The sequence below is a fragment of the Tundrisphaera lichenicola genome (assembly GCF_051175385.1).
In the GTDB taxonomy this organism is placed as follows: domain Bacteria; phylum Planctomycetota; class Planctomycetia; order Isosphaerales; family Isosphaeraceae; genus Tundrisphaera; species Tundrisphaera lichenicola.
Map to the genome: position 1 here is coordinate 5,920,588 of NZ_CP195106.1, position 18,224 is coordinate 5,938,811.

The 18,224-nt window shown below is 65.4% G+C and carries 15 protein-coding genes; 10 read left to right on the forward strand and 5 right to left on the reverse strand.

Annotation, left to right across the window (positions count from 1 at the left end; genetic code table 11):
• Nucleotides 1–12: 12 nt before the first annotated feature.
• The 3 genes from P12x_RS23235 to P12x_RS23245 form a co-directional block, all read right to left on the reverse strand.
• Complete coding sequence (locus P12x_RS23235) at nt 13–1,017, reverse strand: HEAT repeat domain-containing protein (RefSeq protein WP_435007322.1); 1,005 nt, start codon at nt 1,015–1,017, stop codon at nt 13–15.
• A 608-nt stretch (nt 1,018–1,625) separates the two neighbouring features.
• Complete coding sequence (gene rnr, locus P12x_RS23240; RefSeq protein WP_435007323.1) at nt 1,626–3,878, reverse strand: ribonuclease R; 2,253 nt, start codon at nt 3,876–3,878, stop codon at nt 1,626–1,628.
• A 61-nt stretch (nt 3,879–3,939) separates the two neighbouring features.
• The gene (locus P12x_RS23245) at nt 3,940–4,941 is read right to left on the reverse strand and encodes a 3'-5' exoribonuclease YhaM family protein (protein WP_435007324.1); all 1,002 of its coding nucleotides are present in this window, start codon (nt 4,939–4,941) and stop codon (nt 3,940–3,942) included.
• A 258-nt stretch (nt 4,942–5,199) separates the two neighbouring features.
• Here P12x_RS23245 and P12x_RS23250 point away from each other — a divergent pair, with 258 nt between their 5' ends.
• The gene (locus P12x_RS23250) at nt 5,200–6,168 is read left to right on the forward strand and encodes a carbohydrate kinase family protein (protein WP_435007325.1); all 969 of its coding nucleotides are present in this window, start codon (nt 5,200–5,202) and stop codon (nt 6,166–6,168) included.
• A 14-nt stretch (nt 6,169–6,182) separates the two neighbouring features.
• Here P12x_RS23250 and P12x_RS23255 read toward each other — a convergent pair whose 3' ends face one another.
• Entirely contained in the window at nt 6,183–6,599 is a 417-nt protein-coding gene (locus P12x_RS23255; RefSeq protein WP_435007326.1) for an archease, read from the reverse strand.
• A gap of 128 nt (nt 6,600–6,727) precedes the next feature.
• Here P12x_RS23255 and P12x_RS23260 point away from each other — a divergent pair, with 128 nt between their 5' ends.
• The 7 genes from P12x_RS23260 (at nt 6,728) to P12x_RS23290 (ending at nt 13,762) form a co-directional block, all read left to right on the forward strand.
• Nucleotides 6,728–7,726, forward strand: coding sequence for an N-acetylmuramoyl-L-alanine amidase (locus tag P12x_RS23260; RefSeq protein ID WP_435011715.1), 999 nt, complete (start codon nt 6,728–6,730; stop codon nt 7,724–7,726).
• A 301-nt stretch (nt 7,727–8,027) separates the two neighbouring features.
• Nucleotides 8,028–8,291: a hypothetical protein gene (locus P12x_RS23265; RefSeq protein WP_435007328.1), complete on the forward strand. Its 264-nt coding sequence runs from the start codon at nt 8,028–8,030 to the stop codon at nt 8,289–8,291.
• Between the two features lie 761 nt (nt 8,292–9,052).
• Nucleotides 9,053–10,183, forward strand: a complete 1,131-nt coding sequence (locus P12x_RS23270; protein ID WP_435007329.1) for a DUF1559 domain-containing protein — start codon at nt 9,053–9,055, stop codon at nt 10,181–10,183.
• 181 nt (nt 10,184–10,364) lie between these two features.
• Complete coding sequence (locus P12x_RS23275; protein WP_435007331.1) at nt 10,365–11,903, forward strand: YifB family Mg chelatase-like AAA ATPase; 1,539 nt, start codon at nt 10,365–10,367, stop codon at nt 11,901–11,903.
• 25 nt (nt 11,904–11,928) lie between these two features.
• A complete protein-coding gene (locus tag P12x_RS23280) occupies nt 11,929–12,585 on the forward strand; it encodes a Uma2 family endonuclease (RefSeq protein WP_435007333.1) in 657 nt (218 codons plus the stop codon).
• A 68-nt stretch (nt 12,586–12,653) separates the two neighbouring features.
• On the forward strand, nt 12,654–13,310 hold the full coding sequence (locus P12x_RS23285) for a Uma2 family endonuclease (RefSeq protein ID WP_435007334.1): 657 nt from the start codon (nt 12,654–12,656) through the stop codon (nt 13,308–13,310).
• 44 nt (nt 13,311–13,354) lie between these two features.
• Nucleotides 13,355–13,762: a DUF3224 domain-containing protein gene (locus P12x_RS23290; protein ID WP_435007335.1), complete on the forward strand. Its 408-nt coding sequence runs from the start codon at nt 13,355–13,357 to the stop codon at nt 13,760–13,762.
• Between the two features lie 152 nt (nt 13,763–13,914).
• Here the strand turns inward: P12x_RS23290 and P12x_RS23295 are convergent, their stop codons facing one another.
• Nucleotides 13,915–14,541, reverse strand: coding sequence for a PEP-CTERM sorting domain-containing protein (locus P12x_RS23295; RefSeq protein WP_435007336.1), 627 nt, complete (start codon nt 14,539–14,541; stop codon nt 13,915–13,917).
• A 422-nt stretch (nt 14,542–14,963) separates the two neighbouring features.
• On the opposite strand from P12x_RS23295, the gene P12x_RS23300 reads away from it, so the two are divergent.
• On the forward strand, nt 14,964–17,534 hold the full coding sequence (locus P12x_RS23300) for a DEAD/DEAH box helicase (protein WP_435007337.1): 2,571 nt from the start codon (nt 14,964–14,966) through the stop codon (nt 17,532–17,534).
• Nucleotides 17,531–18,193 carry a metallophosphoesterase gene (locus P12x_RS23305; protein ID WP_435007338.1) on the forward strand — a complete coding sequence of 221 codons (663 nt, stop codon included), beginning with the start codon at nt 17,531–17,533 and terminating at the stop codon, nt 18,191–18,193. Before P12x_RS23300 ends, P12x_RS23305 begins: the two co-directional genes overlap by 4 nt.
• The last annotated feature ends 31 nt before the right edge of the window (nt 18,194–18,224 follow it).

An 18,224-nucleotide genomic window follows, 5' to 3' on the forward strand; every position in this document is an offset into this window, starting at 1 on the left:
TGACCCTTCGATTTAGTAGGGATTGCGGGGAGGAGACAGATCATCCGGGGCTTCCAGGGCCGGGCCGGCGTCCGGGGCCGGAGGGGGAGGCGGTTCCGAAGGGTAAGGGCGAGCCTCCGGACTCGGGCCGGGATCGAGGAACTCGGATTGGTTTGTGATCGCGCGATTCCCGGTCGAGGCGGGCAATTCGCCGGTATTCGGGTCCGGGGTCTGGCCGGGCCTGGGAAGTTTCCGGTAGGCGATGTTCGCGGCCTCTCGGACCTCGTGCTTCCGGTCGCCCAGCGAGGCCCTCTGGAGCGAAAGGGCCGCCCGTTCGTCGCCGATCTCGCCCAACGCCCAGGCGGCCGCCACCCGGACCTCTCGGTCTCCGTCGCGCTCCAGGCGATCGATCAGGGACCCGACCGCGCGATCATCGCCGATCCGCCCGAGCGTGAGCGCGCCGTCCCTCCGACTGTTCCCGTGGTGGCTGGAAAGCCGACCAAGAGCGTCGGAGAAGGGGTCGGCCGGCTGGGGAGGCGGGGCCTGGACGACCACCGGAGGAGGCTCGACCGGCTGGGGATAGATCACCACCGGGGGCGGCGGAGGGATGTAAACCGGTTCCGGATAGTAATAGACCGAGGGAGGCGGGGGCGGGGCTGGATTACCCAGAAACAGGCTGAAAAAGGGAGCCGCGACGAGTCCGGAGAACGACGAGTGTCGCTGCGGGACGTAGGGCCGTTCGAATCCCCGAGGAGGGCCGCCATATCGAGGCCCGGGCGAGTAGTGACCGGGCGGCCGTCCGCCCGCCGTCTGGATCCGGGTATCGCGGACCATCGTCCCGCCGGGCCGTTGGATCTCGATCTTCCGGTCGATGTAGCCCGGCCCTCGCTCGACGCGAATATCCCGCTTGATGGTCCGGCCTCCGGGACCGGTCAACTCGCTTTCTCGATGAATCACCTGCTGCCCCCGGGCGGTCGAGGCCAGTCCAACCGCGACGATCACGGTCCTTGCGATCTTCGAGTTCACCCCGATCGCCATTACCCATCCTCCTTGATGGTCGACTGCGGATCGGCTCGCGCGATCCCAGGCCCGCAACTTCAGTCCGAACCCGAAAGGGCGGGTCGCGATTCTCGCCACGACCCATCCTTTTGTGAAGTCCAATCGAACATCCTCGATCGAGACCCGGTCGAGGCGAATCCTGGATTGACGATCAGTCATGCGAGGCTTGATGACAGGTTGTTGGCAAAGAAAAGAAAAATCGGGTTTGTTCTGGCATGGTTTTTGGTAACTTACGGGATAGCACGTCCACTTGCATGGAGCAGCCCGTTCGGCCAAGTGCCTGGGAGGCCCTGCCGTGAAGCGAAGTCCAATCCGGTCAGTAACGGTCCTCTTGACCAGTTATACGGTCTCCGGAGATCGACTCGTCTCATTGACATGTCGGAACTGCCGTACAGACCTTGATCTTCATCAACCGGACCCCTCCCGGCCCGATGATTTCCTGGGAACCTGCCCGAACTGCGGGCTATGGTGTCGGGTCGAATCGAAGGGTGAGGCCGGTCAAATCACCGTGGTGGAATTGCCGACGACCTCGAAAGTCCCGACGACCGACACGTCCGGAGTAGATCCGAACTAAGTCGATCGGCGGATTATTTCGGTCGACCGCGCCCCTTCTTCTTGGGCTTGGGTGCCTTGCCCCTCGACTTCCCGGCGCGGGCCTGGGTCGAGGGATGTCGACTCCTCGGCTCCCGGGGGGGTCTTGGTTCGGCCGGGGCATCGCCCGGCGCGAATTCGCCGAGCGTGAGGTCGAGTTCTCGTCGATCGATATCGACCCGTGCAATGGTGACCTCGACTCGATCGCCCAGCCGATAGCGGTGTCCGCCTCGGCGACCGATCAGGGTGTGGGTCCCCGATTCGAGGTAATAATAGTCGTCCGCCAGGGCGGTGATGTGCACCAACCCCTCGGCCGGGAACTCGACCAGCCGGCAGAAGAAGCCGAAATCCTCGACGCCGACGATGACGGCGTGGAACCGTTCGCCGATGTGCCCGGCCAGGTAGGTGAGCAGCTTGATCTTGATCAATTCGCGCTCGGCGGTCTCGGCCCTCCGCTCGGTCCGGGTGCAATGCTCGGCCAGCGCGACCAGTTCATCGAAGTCGGACCTTGGCTTCTTGTCGGCCAGGAGCGCGGTCAGTTGGCGGTGGACCTGGAGGTCGGGATAGCGGCGGATCGGCGAGGTGAAGTGGCAGTAGTCCTCCGAGGCGAGGGCGTAGTGCCCCTCCTGCTCGGGGGAGTAGACGGCCTGCTTGAGGCTCCGGAGCAGCCCAAAGTGGACCGCGTACGCTTCGGGCTTCTCGGCCGACTCCGCCAGGACTCGCTGGAGTTCGAACCGGCTCAGGAAGTCCTTGATCTCGATCCCGAGGCTCCCGGCGAACCCGGCGAATTCCTTCAGCTTCCGGGGGTCGGGGTCGGGGTGGACCCGCCGGAGGAAGCCGGCCTTGTTCGCGGTCAGGTGCGAAGCGACGGCCTCGTTGGCCGCGAGCATGAAGTCCTCGATGATCTGGTGGCTCACGTCGTTCGAGGCCAGGTGGGCACCGACGACCTCTCCCTCTTCTCCCAGGTCGATCTCGACCTCGGGCATGTTCAGCTCGAGCGCCCCCCGCTTGAATCGCCGCTTCCGGAGGATCATGGCCAGTTCGAGCATCCGGGAGAGCATCGACCGGATCTCGGGATAGAGGCCCTTCGCCAGCTCTCCGTCGGGATTCTGGAGGACCTCGAACACCTCCTCGTAGGCGAACCGGCGGTCGACCTTGATGACGGATCGGGCGAATTCGGAATGGGTCCGGACGCCGTCGGGGTCGAATTCGAGGATCGCGCTGACGGTGTATCGGGCGTGCCCGGCCTGGAGGCTTGCCAGGCTGTTGGAGAGGACTTCCGGGAGCATCGGGATGACCCGATCGGGCAGGTAGACACTGGTCCCGCGCCTCCTGGCGGTATCGTCCAGGGGCGAGCCGAGCCGGACGAAGTGCGAGACGTCGGCGATGTGGACCCCGAGGAGCCAGAACCCCTTCTCGTCTCGGGTCAGGGTGATCGCGTCGTCGAAGTCACGCGCGGTCGCCGGGTCGATCGTGACGGTGAGCTGGTCGCGGAGGTCGAGCCGACCCGCCACGTCCTCCTCGTTGAACGCCTTGGCCTGCTGCCGGGCCTCGTCCAGGGTGTCGTCGTCGAAGACGTCGGGAATCCCGAGCGCCCGGATCATCGCGACGGTCTCCACCTTGGGCTCGCCCCGGGGGCCGAAGACCTCGGTGATGACCCCTTCCCCCTCGCGGACCGGGGTGGGATAGCTGGCCATCTCCATCGCGACCTTGTCGCCGGGCCGGGCCCCCTTGGCCCCGGGGTCGCCGACGTAGATCGGGTCCGAGAAGATCGTCCCGTCGATCTTGACGTAGCCGTTGCCATCCTTCTCGAAGTAATGTCCGACGAAGAGCCCCGAGGCCCGCGCGACGACCTTGACGACCCGGCCTTCGGGATTGTAACCCGGCCCCTTGGCCCGCTCGACGATCTTGACCAGGACCTCGTCGCCGGTCGAGGCGTCCCGGCCGGCGTCGACGGGGATGAAGATCTGGTCGGCCTTCTGATGGAGGCCGACCGGGCGGACGAATCCGAATCCTTTCGAGCTTCGACGATAGGTGCCCGTAACCGTCCCGGAGAGCTCGGCCTTCCGGAGCGTCTTGTCCTTGCCGATGTCGAGCTTCCCCGACTTGACCATCCCCTTCACGGTGTTCCGGAAGGAGGGATACTCGTCCTCGGGGACCCGGAACCGCCTGGCCATGGCCTTGAGGGTCATCGGGTTATATTCGTCGTCCGCCACCAGGGCGAGGATGCGGGCCTCGTGGTCGTCCATGTCGTTCTCGATGGTCGTAGAATCCGGGAGGCGGGGGGCCGGGGACTCCGACCCCGATCCGTCAACCCTCTCCACCCTCGCCATTCACGGCCGATTCGGTCGGCTCGCCCTTGAAGAGTCGACGATTCATATTCTGCTGGAACGGGGTCCAGCTCGTGTCCTTGCAGGGGTCGTCCCGGATCTCGCGGGTGAACGCGTGGATCTTGGCGTCGAGGTTATCCAGGTAGTGGAGCGCGATCGCCTCGGGGGTCATCGGCAGTTTCACGCTGCCGAACTCGTGGGTCCCGTGGTGGCTGACGATCATGTGCTTCAGCCGGAGCAGGAGCTCGCCGGGGAACGGCTCGCCGGTCAGGTCGGCGGTCTGCTCGACCTTGTCGCGGAGCATCTCGACGCCCATGACCAGGTGGCCGACCAACTGCCCCTCGTCGGTGTAACCGTAGGCCCGATCGTAGCTCAGCTCGGAGACCTTGCCGATGTCGTGCAGGAAGATCCCCATGAGCAGGAGATCGCGGTCGACGTCGGGATAGAGGTCGCTGATCCGGTCGGCGACGTTGAGCATCGTGACCACGTGCTCCAGGAGCCCGGCCTGGTACGCGTGGTGGTTCTTGATCCCGGCCGGGGCCGTGGTGAACCGGAGGAGGAGCGGTTCATCGATCAGGAAGCACTCGGCCAGGGCACGGAGGTGGGGATTTCTTAGGCCGAGCAAAATCTCGCGAAGCCTGGCGGTCAGCTTGGCGACGTTCTGGGTGCTCTGGGGGAGGAAATCCTCGGGCTCGACCTGATCGCGCGGGACCCCCTCGATGTGCGAGAGGATCACCTGCAAGGCCCCCTGGAAGACCTGGATCTTGCCCCGGACGTGCAGGAAATCGCCGGGATCGAATGTCCGGGCGAGCCCCTCGCTGGCGTTCCAGAGCCGGGCCCCGACGCTCCCGGAGCGGTCTCGGAGTTCCAGGTGGAGGTACAGGTTACCCTGGCGGTTGGCCCGGAGTTGCTTGTCGGCGACGAGGTAAACCTCGTCGACCGAATCCCCGTTGGCGAGCTGATTAACGAATCGACGAGTCATACGCGGGTTCAATCGGTCAGTGCGGGTCGGATGGGAGAGTACGCATTCGGGCCGTCCGGCCCGTAGTGGCCCGATTGTAGGGGCCTGCCTCGGACGGGGTCAAGGGATCGGCCGGGTCGCGGGACCGGATGGATGGTACGACCACCGCCCCGTCAGGTCGAGGGAACCGGCTGGCGGTCGGCGAAGAAGCCGGTAGGATAAGCATCGACCGAGGCCCTGACGAACTTCCCCATGACCATGACGTCGAGACGACCGAACGTGAGCAACGATCTCCCGGATTCTCAGGTCCTCTGTGCCGGCGTGGTGGTCGCCGACCACCTCTGCACGCCGATCTCCCACCTCCCGGCGGCCGGCGAACTGGTCAAGGCCGACGAGCTGATCCTGAACATCGGCGGATGCGCCTCGAATGCCGCGGTCGTCCTGGCCAAGCTCGGCATCCGGGCGGCGGTCTGCGGAAGGGTGGGTGATGATGCGTTCGGTCGATACATCGCCGAGACGTTCGATTCGTACGGTGTCGACACCCGTGGGCTTCGGGTCGACCCACGCAAGGCGACCAGCCAGAGTTTGATCGTCAATGTGAAGGGCCAGGATCGTCGGTTCATCCACTCGTTCGGGGCCAACGAGAACCTCTCGGTCGAGGACCTCGAACCCGGCCTGGCGATGAAGCCCAGGGTCGTCTACGTGGGCGGATTCCTGATCCTGCCGTCCCTCGACCCGCTCGACCTGGCCGACCGGTTCGCGAAGGCTCGGGCGGGCGGAGCGTTGACCGTCCTCGACGTGGCCACCCCCGGCCCGGGAGACTATCTCCCGCGGCTCGAGCCGGTCCTCCCCCACGTCGATGTCTTCCTCCCCAACACCGACGAGGCGGCCCTGATCCTGGGCGACCCCGACCCCATCCGGCAGGCCCTGGCCTTCCGAGAGATGGGAGCCCGACGGGTCGTGATCACTCGGGGAGGCGAAGGGGCAATCGTCGCCTCGGACACACTGCGAGCCCGTCTCGGAGCCTACTCCGTCCCTTACGTGGACGGGACCGGAGGCGGCGACGCCTTCGATGGCGGGTACATCGCGGGACTGGTCGAGGGGCTCTCCGAGATCGAGTGCCTGCAACTGGCCAGCGCCGTCGGTGCCAGTTGCGTCCGGGCGGTCGGGACCACCGCCGGGATCTTCAATCGCGAGGAAGCCCGGGCGTTCATCCGGGAGCGTGGGCTGACCGTCGAGGCGTTCTGACGGCCGGGATCCGCTCAGATATCGAGGATCATCTCGGCCACCCATGCCCCGTCCACGAACTCCAGGCTCAGGCCGTGGCGAGTCACGGCCTTGACCTCGTGGTCGAGGGTGTGCCGGTCCCGATCGATCGCCTCGCCGCCCACCTCGGCCGTCAGGCTCAGGCCATCGGCGGCGACCCGGACATCGAACCGGGTGAAGAGGACATGCTGCGTCTCGGATCGGAAGATCAGCTCGGCGAGCCAGTCGGCCAGGAGGTCGGTCGTCGAATCGGAGGCGAGGGTCAGCACCTCAACCTGACGGACCTGGACCTCGATCCGATTGGCGACCACGTAATCGAATAGCCCCTCGGCGGCGGTCCGGAAGAGGTCATCGAGCGAATCACCTCGGACTCTCAGGCCGACGTCGGCGGTGTGGTCGAAGACCTCGATCATGCCCACGGCTCCCCTCCCCATTCGATGATCCACCGGGCGCGCTGGCCTGCGGGCACCTGGATTGTTAAACTAATTCGCTCGGGAATCGATCTCATCTTAGCTTAGCGACGTCGAGAGGAACTTGCGTGATGCGTCTTCCACAGATCGGGACACTCCTACTCTCGACGATGTTCGTCGGTCCGGCCATCGGGGACGATCCCAAGCCCGGCGATCGGCTGGAGCGTCGGGGAGACGAGATTGTGGTCTGTGGCCAGTTGATCCACACCACGACGCCGGTCAAGCTCTGGACCGACCCGGGCGGTTACGATGCCTATCGGCTCGATCATCGGTTCGGCCCGGCGGATCAGCCGACCTCCCGGACCGAGAAATCCGAGGATCTCAAGCCGCTCCGCCGATTCGGGACCCGGCGAGTCGAGCTCTCGCCCGATCAACGCGAACAGGTCCGCGGGGGCGGCTGGGACCTCCCCCTCTTGCAGAGCGTCGTGGATCAGTTCGTCATCCACTTCGACGCCTGCGGGACCAGCCAGAAGTGTTTCGAGGTCCTCCATGACCAGCGAGGGTTGAGCGTCCAGTTCATGCTGGACCTGGACGGCACCATCTATCAGACCCTCGACCTCAAGGAAGGCGCCTGGCACGCCACCAAGGCGAACGGGCGATCGATCGGGATCGAGATCGCCAACATCGGGACCTTCACCGATCCCGGCTCGGATCGGGTGACCCGCTGGTACAAGAACGATGAGGCGGGGAAGACCAGGATCGACCTGCCCGATCCCTCGATCGTCCCGACCTACTCGACCGGGTCAGCCCCGCTCCGACCGATCCGCGATCGTCCGGTTTCCGGCCAGGTTCAGGGGGAAGAGCTCTCGCAGTACGACCTCACCCCCCAGCAGTACGACGCCCTCATCAAGCTGACCGCCACGCTCTGCAAGACCTTCCCCAAACTCAAATGCGACTATCCCCGGGATGCCCAGGGGTCGTTAATTCCCCGGAAACTCGACGACGAGGCTTATGATCACTATTCCGGTATCCTCGGGCACTATCATGTCCAGTTGAACAAGGTCGACCCCGGCCCTGCGTTCCAGTGGGACCGACTGCTCGACGGCGTGAAGCAGGCCATGAAGGACTAACTCCTCAAGATTTAGAAATTGAGCGGAGAGTCGTGCGGCGACGGGAATCGCCCGAGGCAGGAACAACCCGGTGTTCAAGTTGGCCATCGTCCAGATCGGTGGCCAGCCGCATCGACTGGCGAGACTTCTCAGGACTCGCACCTGCGGAACAGGAGGGCGAATGGACTCGTCGCCGTCGCCACCTTCTACATCCCGATTTAACCTACACCGCGGCGCAGCTGGCGATGGGTTGACTCCGGGGACGGCCGACAGACCATCTCCCGGGTCTTGCTTTCCGACCCATTGACAGGTGGGGGTGCTCGTGGACGTGCAGGAACCCCACGTCCCGCATCATCGACTCGGGAGGTTCCACGATCTGGCGATGGAAAGCTTCGAGGACTATGCCCGAGACTGCATCGAGATCACGGAACCTTCGCCAACCGCCGAGGTGCCCCGACGGTCCTCGATGTCTCGAGCGAACCTCCACCCCTTCGAGAAGCTCGGTCCCGATCCATCCAGGAAGACAATCGCCCCGGCCGATCGGGACGCCAACCTCTCCGACTTGCAGGAGCATGAACGCTTCTAAATGGTATAAAAAATTCACCCACCCACGAACGCATCCCTGGTTGACTGCGGCAATTTAGTTGACGATCGAACTTCGTAGACGTACAATTTTATTGCGAGGATTGTTAATTACCATAGAGAGTATGATTGGGTGCGACTGACTCCGTCTTAAATCGCCCCGGGCGATCAAGGCATTGTCACGGCTCGATTTTTGTCACGATCCGAACTCGTTTCGTGACACTTGCCGAGGGCTCACCGTCCCACCCATCCTGGTGGCATTGTTTGCTGCGTCGCGTCCATAGCTATCCCGGAACATTGCAGGGACGGCCAGGGACGAAAGTCCCTCTCGTGTCCCCAACACTTTCCCGAGGCACAGGCTGACATGAGAGCAATCCGCAGAGTATTCGTTTTGGGATTGGCCACATTCTTGACCTGTGCGTTGGTGGGTTGCAATGGCCAGGGGGGCGAAATCCCGCTGGCCAAAGTCGCGCCTCCGCCCGCCGGATTCGGCCAACCGGCCAAGGCTGCCAAGGGAACGAAGGCCGGAAGCCCGGTCAATGCCTCCGAATTGCTGAAGTAATCGGACGACTTTGGATCTGGCCTCCGCCCCTCTTCGGACGGCCTTCCCGTCGCGCCGATGGATCGATCGCCGGACGACCGATTTGACCGACCTTCGCTCCTCCGGTCGATATCCAGGAGGGAATTCCCCCCGAGTACGCTCGATCCGCTCGAGCGTCGAAGGTCGTATTGCGCTTTCAATTCTTCTCATCACCTGGAGAAATCATGATCGAAACGTCCTTCGCGAAGCGTAAACGGCAAAAGGGCTTCACTCTGATCGAACTGCTGGTGGTCATCGCCATCATCGCCGTCCTGATCGCCTTGCTCCTGCCGGCCGTCCAGGCGGCCCGCGAGGCGGCTCGTCGGAGCCAGTGCGTCAATAATTTGAAGCAACTCGGCCTGGCCGCCCAGAATTATCACTCGGCGATCGGTTGCTTCCCCCAGGGCGGCAGCAACGCGTCCTCCGTCGAAGTCAAGCCGGGTGGTGCCTGGGGAAACTGGAGCGCCCAGGCGATGATGCTCCCATACATGGAGCAGACCTCCGTCTACAACGCGATGAACTTCAGCCTGGTCTCGCTGGGCGGCGGCGGCTACGACGGTTATCAGTCGAACACCACCGGCGTAACGACGATGATCAGCACCTTCCAGTGCCCCTCCTCGCCCCCGTTCTCGGGAACGCTCTTCGGTCGCCCTTCGCCTTATACGAATTACTTCGCCTCGGTCGGTTCGAGCATGAATCAGTACGGCAAGAATTGCAGTTTCGCGGGCATGACCGTCGGTTCTGCCGACCCGAACGGGATGTTCGCAGTGGGCGGATTCCCGATCGGAATCCGCGACGTGACAGACGGGACCTCGAACACGATCGCTTTCGGCGAGTGGCGGATCGGCGACAATGACAACAACAAGCTCTCGAATCCTCAGGACGTGATCCGCGTCGGGGGCAGCTATCCGGCCGGAGCCAGTGCCGGTTCGCCCCTGTTGAACATGCCCATCGGCGGGGCCGGGCTCAACGGTTGGCTCGTCAATTGCGCCGGCGCCGCCCAGGCATCGATCGGGACTGCCAACCAGTGGAGCAACCTGGGCAACTACTGGTGCCAGGGGATTTTCGGAAACACGGTCGGCAACATCCTGGTCGCCCCCAACGGTAACTACCCCAACTGTGCCATCTACTCCTACGGTGGAGAGAACGACGGCAGCTACGGCAATTACGGCCTGAGCAGCTATCACGCGGGCGGGGCGAACGTCGCGTTCGCCGACGGGTCGGTCCGATTCCTGAAGTCCACGACCAATCAGGTGACCCTCTGGGGGCTCGGCTCGCGAGCCCAGGGCGAAGTCATCAGCGCCGACTCGTATTGATTCTTTCAATCGGACACCTCGAACCAGGCCCCGGCGAGGATCGACCCCGACCCTCGCCGGGGCCCCTCCACGCGCGTGGATTCGTCGCGAGTCGGGGGTGTGCATCACGGGTCGACCTGTTAAGCTGTTCATGGCTTTTCGTGCCCGGCGGTTCGACCTAGGCCCCACGGCGGCGCCCCTCATGCTCGCGAAGCTCACGTCGTACACGCTCGTCGGGATCGACGCGGCTCCCGTGGAAGTCGAAGTTGACGTCTCTCCCGCCACGATGCCCAAGACCGTGCTGGTCGGCCTGGCCGAGGCGGCGGTCCGCGAGAGCACGCACCGGGTCGAGCGGGCCCTGGTCAACTCGGGCTACCGGCGGCCGACCGACCGGATCGTGATCAACCTGGCCCCGGCCGACCTGAAGAAGGACGCCGGGGGGTTCGACCTGCCGATCGCCCTGGGGATGCTCCTTGGCAGCGGCCAGGTCGCCTTCGAACGCAAGGGGGATTTCGCCGTCGTGGGCGAGCTGGCCCTGGACGGCGAGACTCGCCCGATCAAGGGGGTCCTGGCGATGGCCCTGGCCGCCGCCGAGGGGAAGAAGGCCGGGCTCCTGGTCCCCTCGGCCAACGCTGCCGAGGCCGCCGTGGTCGAGGGCATCGACATCTATCCCATAGGCAGCCTGGCCGAAGCCGTGGGTTTCCTCTCAGGCCAGATCGACCCCGACCCCAAATCGATCGACCTGGAACAGGTCTTCCAGCATTACTCGCAGTTCGAGGAAGACTTCGTCGACGTCAAAGGGCAGGACTACGCAAAGCGAGCCCTGGTGATCGCCGCCTCGGGCGCTCATAACGTACTGATGATCGGCCCGCCCGGCACGGGCAAGACGCTCCTGGCGCGGCGACTCGCCACCATCATGCCGGTCCTGACCCCCGCCGAGAGCCTGGAGACCACCCGGATCTACAGCGCGATGGGCCTCCTGAAACCCGGCCAGCCCCTGATGGCGGTCCGACCCTTCCGCCACCCCCACCACTCGGTCAGCGACGCCGGTCTCGTCGGCGGAGGCAGCACCCCGCAGCCGGGCGAGATTTCGCTGGCCCATAAAGGGGTCCTGTTCCTCGACGAGTTGCCCGAATTCAACCGAAAGACCCTCGAAGTCCTCCGCCAGCCGCTTGAAGAGGGGATGGTCACGATCAGTCGAGCCTTGCGCAGCACTACCTTCCCCGCCGAGTTCGTCCTGGTGGCCGCCATGAACCCCTGCCCCTGCGGCTATCGATCCGACCCCCGACGAGCTTGCACCTGCTCGCCTCCCCAGGTCGAGAAATACCTGAGCCGGATCTCCGGCCCCCTGCTGGACCGGATCGACCTGCACGTCGAGGTCCCCGCGGTCCCCTTCGCCCAACTGGCCGAGGCCCCACCCGGCCCGACCTCGGCCGATCTTCTGGCCGACGTCCTCAAGGCGAGGGCCCGCCAGCACGACCGATTCGGCGGCAAGGCCCCCGGCGTCAACGGCCGGATGACCCCTCGCCAGGTCCGCAAGTATTGCCCGCTCAAGCCCGACGGCGCGAGCATGCTCAAGGCAGCGATGGAGGAGCTGGGCCTCTCGGCCCGGGCCCACGACAAGATCCTCCGGGTCGCCCGGACCATGGCCGATCTCGAAGGTTCCGACGCCATCCAGCCGCACAACATCGCCGAGGCCGTCGGCTTCCGATCGCTCGATCGCGGTGTCTGGGCCGGTTAATCAGGAGAGTTGAGGAGGAGACGCCATGGCAACCGCGACCACCGAGAGCACGCTCCAGAATGTCGCCGAGATCCTCGAGAGTCTCGGAGGGATTTCTCCCGATCGGGTTCGGTTGAAGGAGCCGCTGGGGCTGGCTACCGAGGCGGATCTGATCGAGGTCAACGGTGGAAACGAGACTCGTTGCGAGCTGGTCGAAGGCATGCTCGTGGAGAAGGGGATGGGCTACAACGAATCCGACCTCGCGCTCGTCCTGGCAGGTTACCTGAGAGCATTCATCATCCCTCGAAACCTCGGGCTTCTCACCGGGGAGGCTGGCATGATGCGCCTGGTCCCCGGCCTGATCCGCATCCCGGACCTCGCTTTCGCCTCGTGGGATCGCATCCCCGGTCGTCGTCGTCCCGCAGAACCGGTCGCCGGTTTCGCCCCTGATCTGGACATCGAGATCTTGAGCCTGAGCAACACGCCGGCGGAGATGTCTCGCAAACGTCGAGAGTATTTCGAGGCGGGTGTCCGCCTGGTCTGGGAAGTCGACCCACGAGCGCGAATCGTGGCCGTATTCGACGCGCCCGACAGCTCGACGATGCTCGACGCAACTCAGACGCTGGATGGCGGCGCCGTCTTGCCGGGTTTCCTTTTACCGCTCGCCGATCTCTTTGGAGAATTGGACCGTCAAGGAGCCTGAAAGACTCACGCATCTTGAATGTCCCCTTCTCTGTGTCCCCGGCTGATCCGATCTCGAAAGGAGGATTCATGGCGACCGCGACATCCGTCGAAGCGATCGAGACCGTCGAGGATCTCCTGGAAACCCTGGGCGGGATCGACCCGAAGAGGGTCCGGATCAAGCCGGTCCTGGGCACCGCCACCGAAGCCGACCTGATCGCCGTCAACGCGAGGAAGCAAGGGATCTGCGAGCTGGTCGACGGCGTCCTGGTGGAGAAGGCGATGGGGTTCACCGAATCGGTCCTGGCGGGAGTCATCCTCGCGATCCTTCGGGGCTTCATCGTCCCCCGGAACCTTGGACTGGTCAGCGGTGCCGACGGCATGCTTCGTCTTTTTCCGGGGCTGGTTCGCGAACCGGACGTCTCCTACATCTCCTGGGAGCGAATCCCCGGCGGAAAATTTCCCAGCGAGCCGATTGGAGGATTTGCTCCCGACCTGGCCGTCGAGGTCCTGAGCGTGTCCAACACCAGGGCCGAGATGGCCCGGAAACGGCGCGAGTATTTCGAGGCCGGCGTCCGACTGGTGTGGGAGGTTGATCCGAGGGCAAGGACCGTGGCCGCCTATGCCTCGCCCGAACAATTCACGCTGCTCGACGCCGCCCAGACCCTCGATGGCGGCGAGGTCCTGCCCGGATTCGCATTGCCTCTCAGCAAGTTGTTCGCCGAACTGGATCGCGTGGGAGCTTGAGAATCGACGTCGGTATTCCGTGCCCATCCTGGAAGGAGTCTTGCATGGCAAGTCAAGCGACAGGGACGTTCGAGGTTAAGCTCACCCCCCAAGGCCCGCCCAACCCGGACGACGGGCCTCCGCTGGGACGGATGTCGATCAACAAGCGGTTCCTTGGATCGCTCGACGCGACCAGCCGGGGGGAGATGCTCTCGATGGGGACCGAGGTCAAGGGTTCGGCGGGATATGTCGCGATCGAGCAAGTCACCGGGACCCTCGACGGCCGGGACGGGAGCTTCGTGCTCCAGCACAGCGGCGTCATGAACCGCGGAGCCCCGGAGTTGACCATCTCCGTCGTCCCCGACTCCGGGAGTGGCCAGCTGGTCGGGCTGTCCGGCCGGATGATGATCCGGATCGCCGACGGGCAACATACCTATGACTTTAATTACGAGATTCCCGAATCCCCGGGATGAGCTTTCGAAGGCAAACGGCCCGCGGTCCGTGAACAGGGGCCACCCCGATCCTTGATGGATCGGGATGGCCCCCGCTTCGAGAAGGGTCCGGCATCGGGCCCGATTGTCACGCTCGTCGGGACGCCTCCACCTCGACGTGGGAGAAGAGGGCGTCAGGCGATCGAGGACCGCTTGCGACGCACCCACGAATAACCTAGGCCACCGATCCCGGCGAGCCCGCAAAGGGCCATCGAGGAGGGCTCGGGGACCGCGTTGAGCGAGACGACGTCGAGGTATCCGCCCAGCGAGTCACTGGTCCCGGTCGCGAGGAACTCCAGTCGGGTCACGCCCTGGGTGGCCGTCAGGTCGAAGTTGTGGAGGGACCAGTCCGTGCTGGCCTGGCCGACGCCCGTCAGCTCGGTGACTTCCGAGCCGCCCCAGAACACCTTGATGCCGTTCGAGGCGGCCGAGATCCCCGGTCGGGGCGAATAATAGAAGCTCAGGTGGTAGGACTGACCTACGGTCGTGGCGATGTCCTGGAACATGTTGCTGTTGTTATCGCTATCGAGTTCGACGAACTGGTCGCCTTCGATCGGGGCACCGGCTATGTGATTCTGGATCTCTATCCCCGCTCCCGTGGTCGAGGTCCAGCCGGGGATCGTCTTGAAGATCGAGTACGAGGGGTTGGTGATTACCGGAGCTTCAAAGTTTCCGTTGACGATGAACTCGGCTTCCGCGGAACGACCCGGGCAAAGGCTGATCAGTCCCAGGGTCAGGGCAATCAGGGCGGTGCGATTCAAGGGGAGACCTCCGAATCTGGCCGACGTCGCGGTTCAATCCCGTCGCCGGCTCGTTTCTGCCCCGACGGCCCGGCCAGACATAGGTCACGGGTCGTTCATCGAGGCGAAGGCGATTATGCTCGGCCATGCTCGTCCTCCGAGATCACGCGTACAGGAATCGACGCATTGATGCATTCGGCCAACATAGACTGTGGCAACCGCCCACCAAGCCTTCGATTGAAGCTCCCACACCTCACTCAACGTTCATTAAAGCCCACAAGGTCGTCCTCCTACTCCCGGGGTGTGTGATCGACCTTCCCTTTATTCCCGGGGTTCGACTCGACCGGCCGGCCTTGGATTCGATAAGATCGAGCCCTTCCGCCAGGCTGACCGAATCAGGATGGATACCGAGGACGACGGGCCTCGGTCCGGCTGGGAGGCCCATGAGAGGCTCCGATCGATCGGATGCTCTGCTCGCACTGGAAGGTCCCGTACGCGACTGGTTCGCGGAGTCCTTCCCCGGCGGCCCGACTCCGGCCCAGGAGCAAGCCTGGCCGATCATCAATGCGGGCGAGAACCTGCTGTTGGTCTCGCCGACCGGGACCGGCAAGACTCTCGCGGCGTTCCTCGCGATCATCGATCGGCTGGTTCGCGAACAGGCCGTCGGCCCGACCCGGCCCGGCCTCCGATGCGTCTACGTCTCGCCGCTCCGGAGCCTCGGATACGACATCGAGCGCAACCTGGCCCTCCCCCTGGAGGGGATCCGGCGACGCCTCGGGCTGGCGAAGTCGCCGATCTCGATCGGGGTCCGGACCGGCGACACTTCGGCCTACCAGCGTCGGAAGCTCCGCGACGAGCCGCCGGACCTGCTGATCACCACGCCGGAAAGCCTCTCGCTGATGCTCAGCCAGTCGGTCTGGGATGAAGCCTGGCGGGGGGTTGGGCATATCATCGTGGATGAGGTCCACGCGCTGGTGCCCAACAAGCGAGGGGCCGACCTCGCGGTCTCGCTCGAACGGTTGGCCCGACGGTCGACGGCCGACCCGGCCCGGATCGGGCTGTCGGCCACCTGCCGGCCCGCGTCGACGGTGTCTCGGTTCCTGGTCGGACCGAGTCGCGAGTGTCGGATCGTCGAGGCTCCACTGCCCGAGGGCTCGCCCGGCCTGAGTCTTGAGGTCGAATCGCTCCTGAAGCCGGACGAGTCGAGCTATCGGCCCTTGACCTACCGACGGCTGCTTCGAAGGCTCCGCGAGGCGACCCGATCGGCCCGGACCTCGGTGATCTTCGCCAACACCCGGGCCTTCACCGAACGGTTGACCCACGACCTCCGGAAGGAGCTGGGTGTCGGGCCGGAAGCGGTCGCCGCCCACCACTCGGCGCTGGATGCCGAGCGTCGGCGAGCGGTGGAAGCCTCGCTCAAGGCGGGGGAACTCAAGGCCGTCATCACCAGCACCAGCCTCGAACTGGGCGTCGACATCGGCCAGGCCGATCTGTCGGTCCTCGTGGGCCTGCCCGGGAGCGCCTCGCGGTGTCTCCAGCGAGTCGGTCGGGCCGGGCATCGGGTGGAGGCCGTCACCCGGGGGTTGCTCCTGGCCGCGACCCCGGCCGAGCTGGCCGGCGCGGTCGTCACGGCCGAGGCCGCGCGGGCGGGCCGGGTCGAGCCCTTGAGGATTCCCCGGGCACCCCTCGACGTCCTCTGCCAGCAATTGATCGGGATGGCCTCGGGCGGCGAATGGTCGAGCGACGACGCCTTCGCCCTGGTCCGCAGGTCCGCACCGATGGCCGAGTTATCTCGGGCCGATTTCGACGATTGCCTGTCGTTCCTCGCGGGGGATCTCGCCGCACCTCCCGGGGCCTTCGAGCCAGAGCCGGGCTCGGCCCCTCGATGGACCTCGCCCCGGATCTGGAAGCGCGGGGGGCTGTTCGGCATCAAGAATCGCCGGGTGATCCGCTGGTTCTGGTCGAACGTCGGCACGATCACCTCGGAGGAGTCGGTCCGGGTGCAGGTCGACGGCGAGGTGATCGGGACGATCGAAGGAGCTTACGCCGAACGACTCCAGCCCGGCGACCGCTTCATCCTGGATGGCCGAGGGATGGAGTTCCGACGATCCGAGGACCTGACCGTCCACGCCAAGTTCACCTCGGAGGAGTCCAACCTCCCCCGGTGGTCGAGCGATCGACAGGGCCTCTCGGCCGAGCTGGCGCGCGACCTCGCCTCGTTCCGGTCCGAGGCCGCGAAGGTCCTGACCGAAGGCCCCTCGGCGCTCCGAGCCTGGCTGGCCGAGACGCACGATCTCGGCCCCGACGAGGCGGGGGTCCTCGAAGCCCTCTTCGCCGCGCAGGAGCAAGTCAGCGAGATCCCGCCGGTCGACTCGGTCCTGGTCGAGGAGTATCCCGACCCCGAGGAGGGCGGGACCCTCTACGCCTTCCACGCCCCGCTCGGCCGACCGGCCTCCGAGGCGATGGGACGCGCGACCGCCGCCCGGCTCGGTCGACGATTCGGCCGAGACCTGAGGTTGGTCGTGGCCGACCTGGGCTGGTCGATCGCGCTTCCCGAAGGCTCGCGGATCACTCGCGAGGATCTGCCCGGGTTACTCACCACGACAGGATTCGAAAACGACGTCCTGGATGGCCTCGATCGGGGCGAGCTTCCGGCTCGACGATTCCGGCATATCGCGGCCACGGCCCTGATGGTCCTCCGGCGTCCCGAGGGGGGGCGAACCAGGGTCGGCGGACTTCTCTGGGTCAGCCAGCGCCTTTATCCGTTGGTCAAGGCGGCCTGCCCCGACCACCCACTGCTCCGCGAGACTCGCCGGGAAGTCCTGGAAGAGACCCTGGACGCCCCGACGGCCCTGGACTGGCTGGCGAGCGGCCCCGAAGTCCGATTCCGGGTCCTCGACGGGCCTTCCCCGTTTGCAGCGGCCTGGATCGATCCCGGAGGGCCCGAGCCGGTCCGGTTCGAGTCGCCCGCCGACGCGCTCCGACGCCTCCACGAACGGCTGACCCCCCGATGATCGACGGACCGGAAGGCTGGAAACTGGCACCCGAAGGCGCGGCGGTCCACCCGGTCGAGCGGACCGCGGTGATCGCCGACGTCCACCTCGGCTACGAATGGGCGAGGGCCTCCGGGGGCGACTGCCTCCCCGCGCACTCGCTGGCCGAGACCCTGGCCAAACTCTCGACGCTCCTGGGCCGGGTCCCTATCTCTCGACTGGTCGTCGCGGGCGACCTCGTCGAATCCCCTGCCCCCTGCCGGAGGACGGCCTCGGACCTCCGGAGCCTCTACGAGTGGCTCGACGACCGGGGAGTCGAGATGGTCCCCGTCCTGGGCAACCACGACCCGCAGCGTTCTTCGAAGATCCCCCTGACCCTCGAAGTGGCGGGTTGGACCATCGCCCACGGCCATCGGCCCATCAAGGCGACCCGGACGATTTCCGGCCATCATCACCCGGTCCTCCGGGCCGGAGGCCTGACGGCCCCCTGCTTCGTAGTCGGCCCGAGGTCGATCGTCCTGCCCGCCTTCACCCCGAACGCCGCCGGGCTCCCCGTCGGCTCGCCCGGGATGCCCGAGCGTTGGTCGAAAGACGACGTGCGGTGCGTCGCCGGACTCGGGGGCGAGTTGCTCGACTTCGGCCCCCTGCCCTCCTTAATATTGAAACTCCAGGGCCGATGATCGCGAGTCGAGGAAGCTGGGGAGTGGCTGC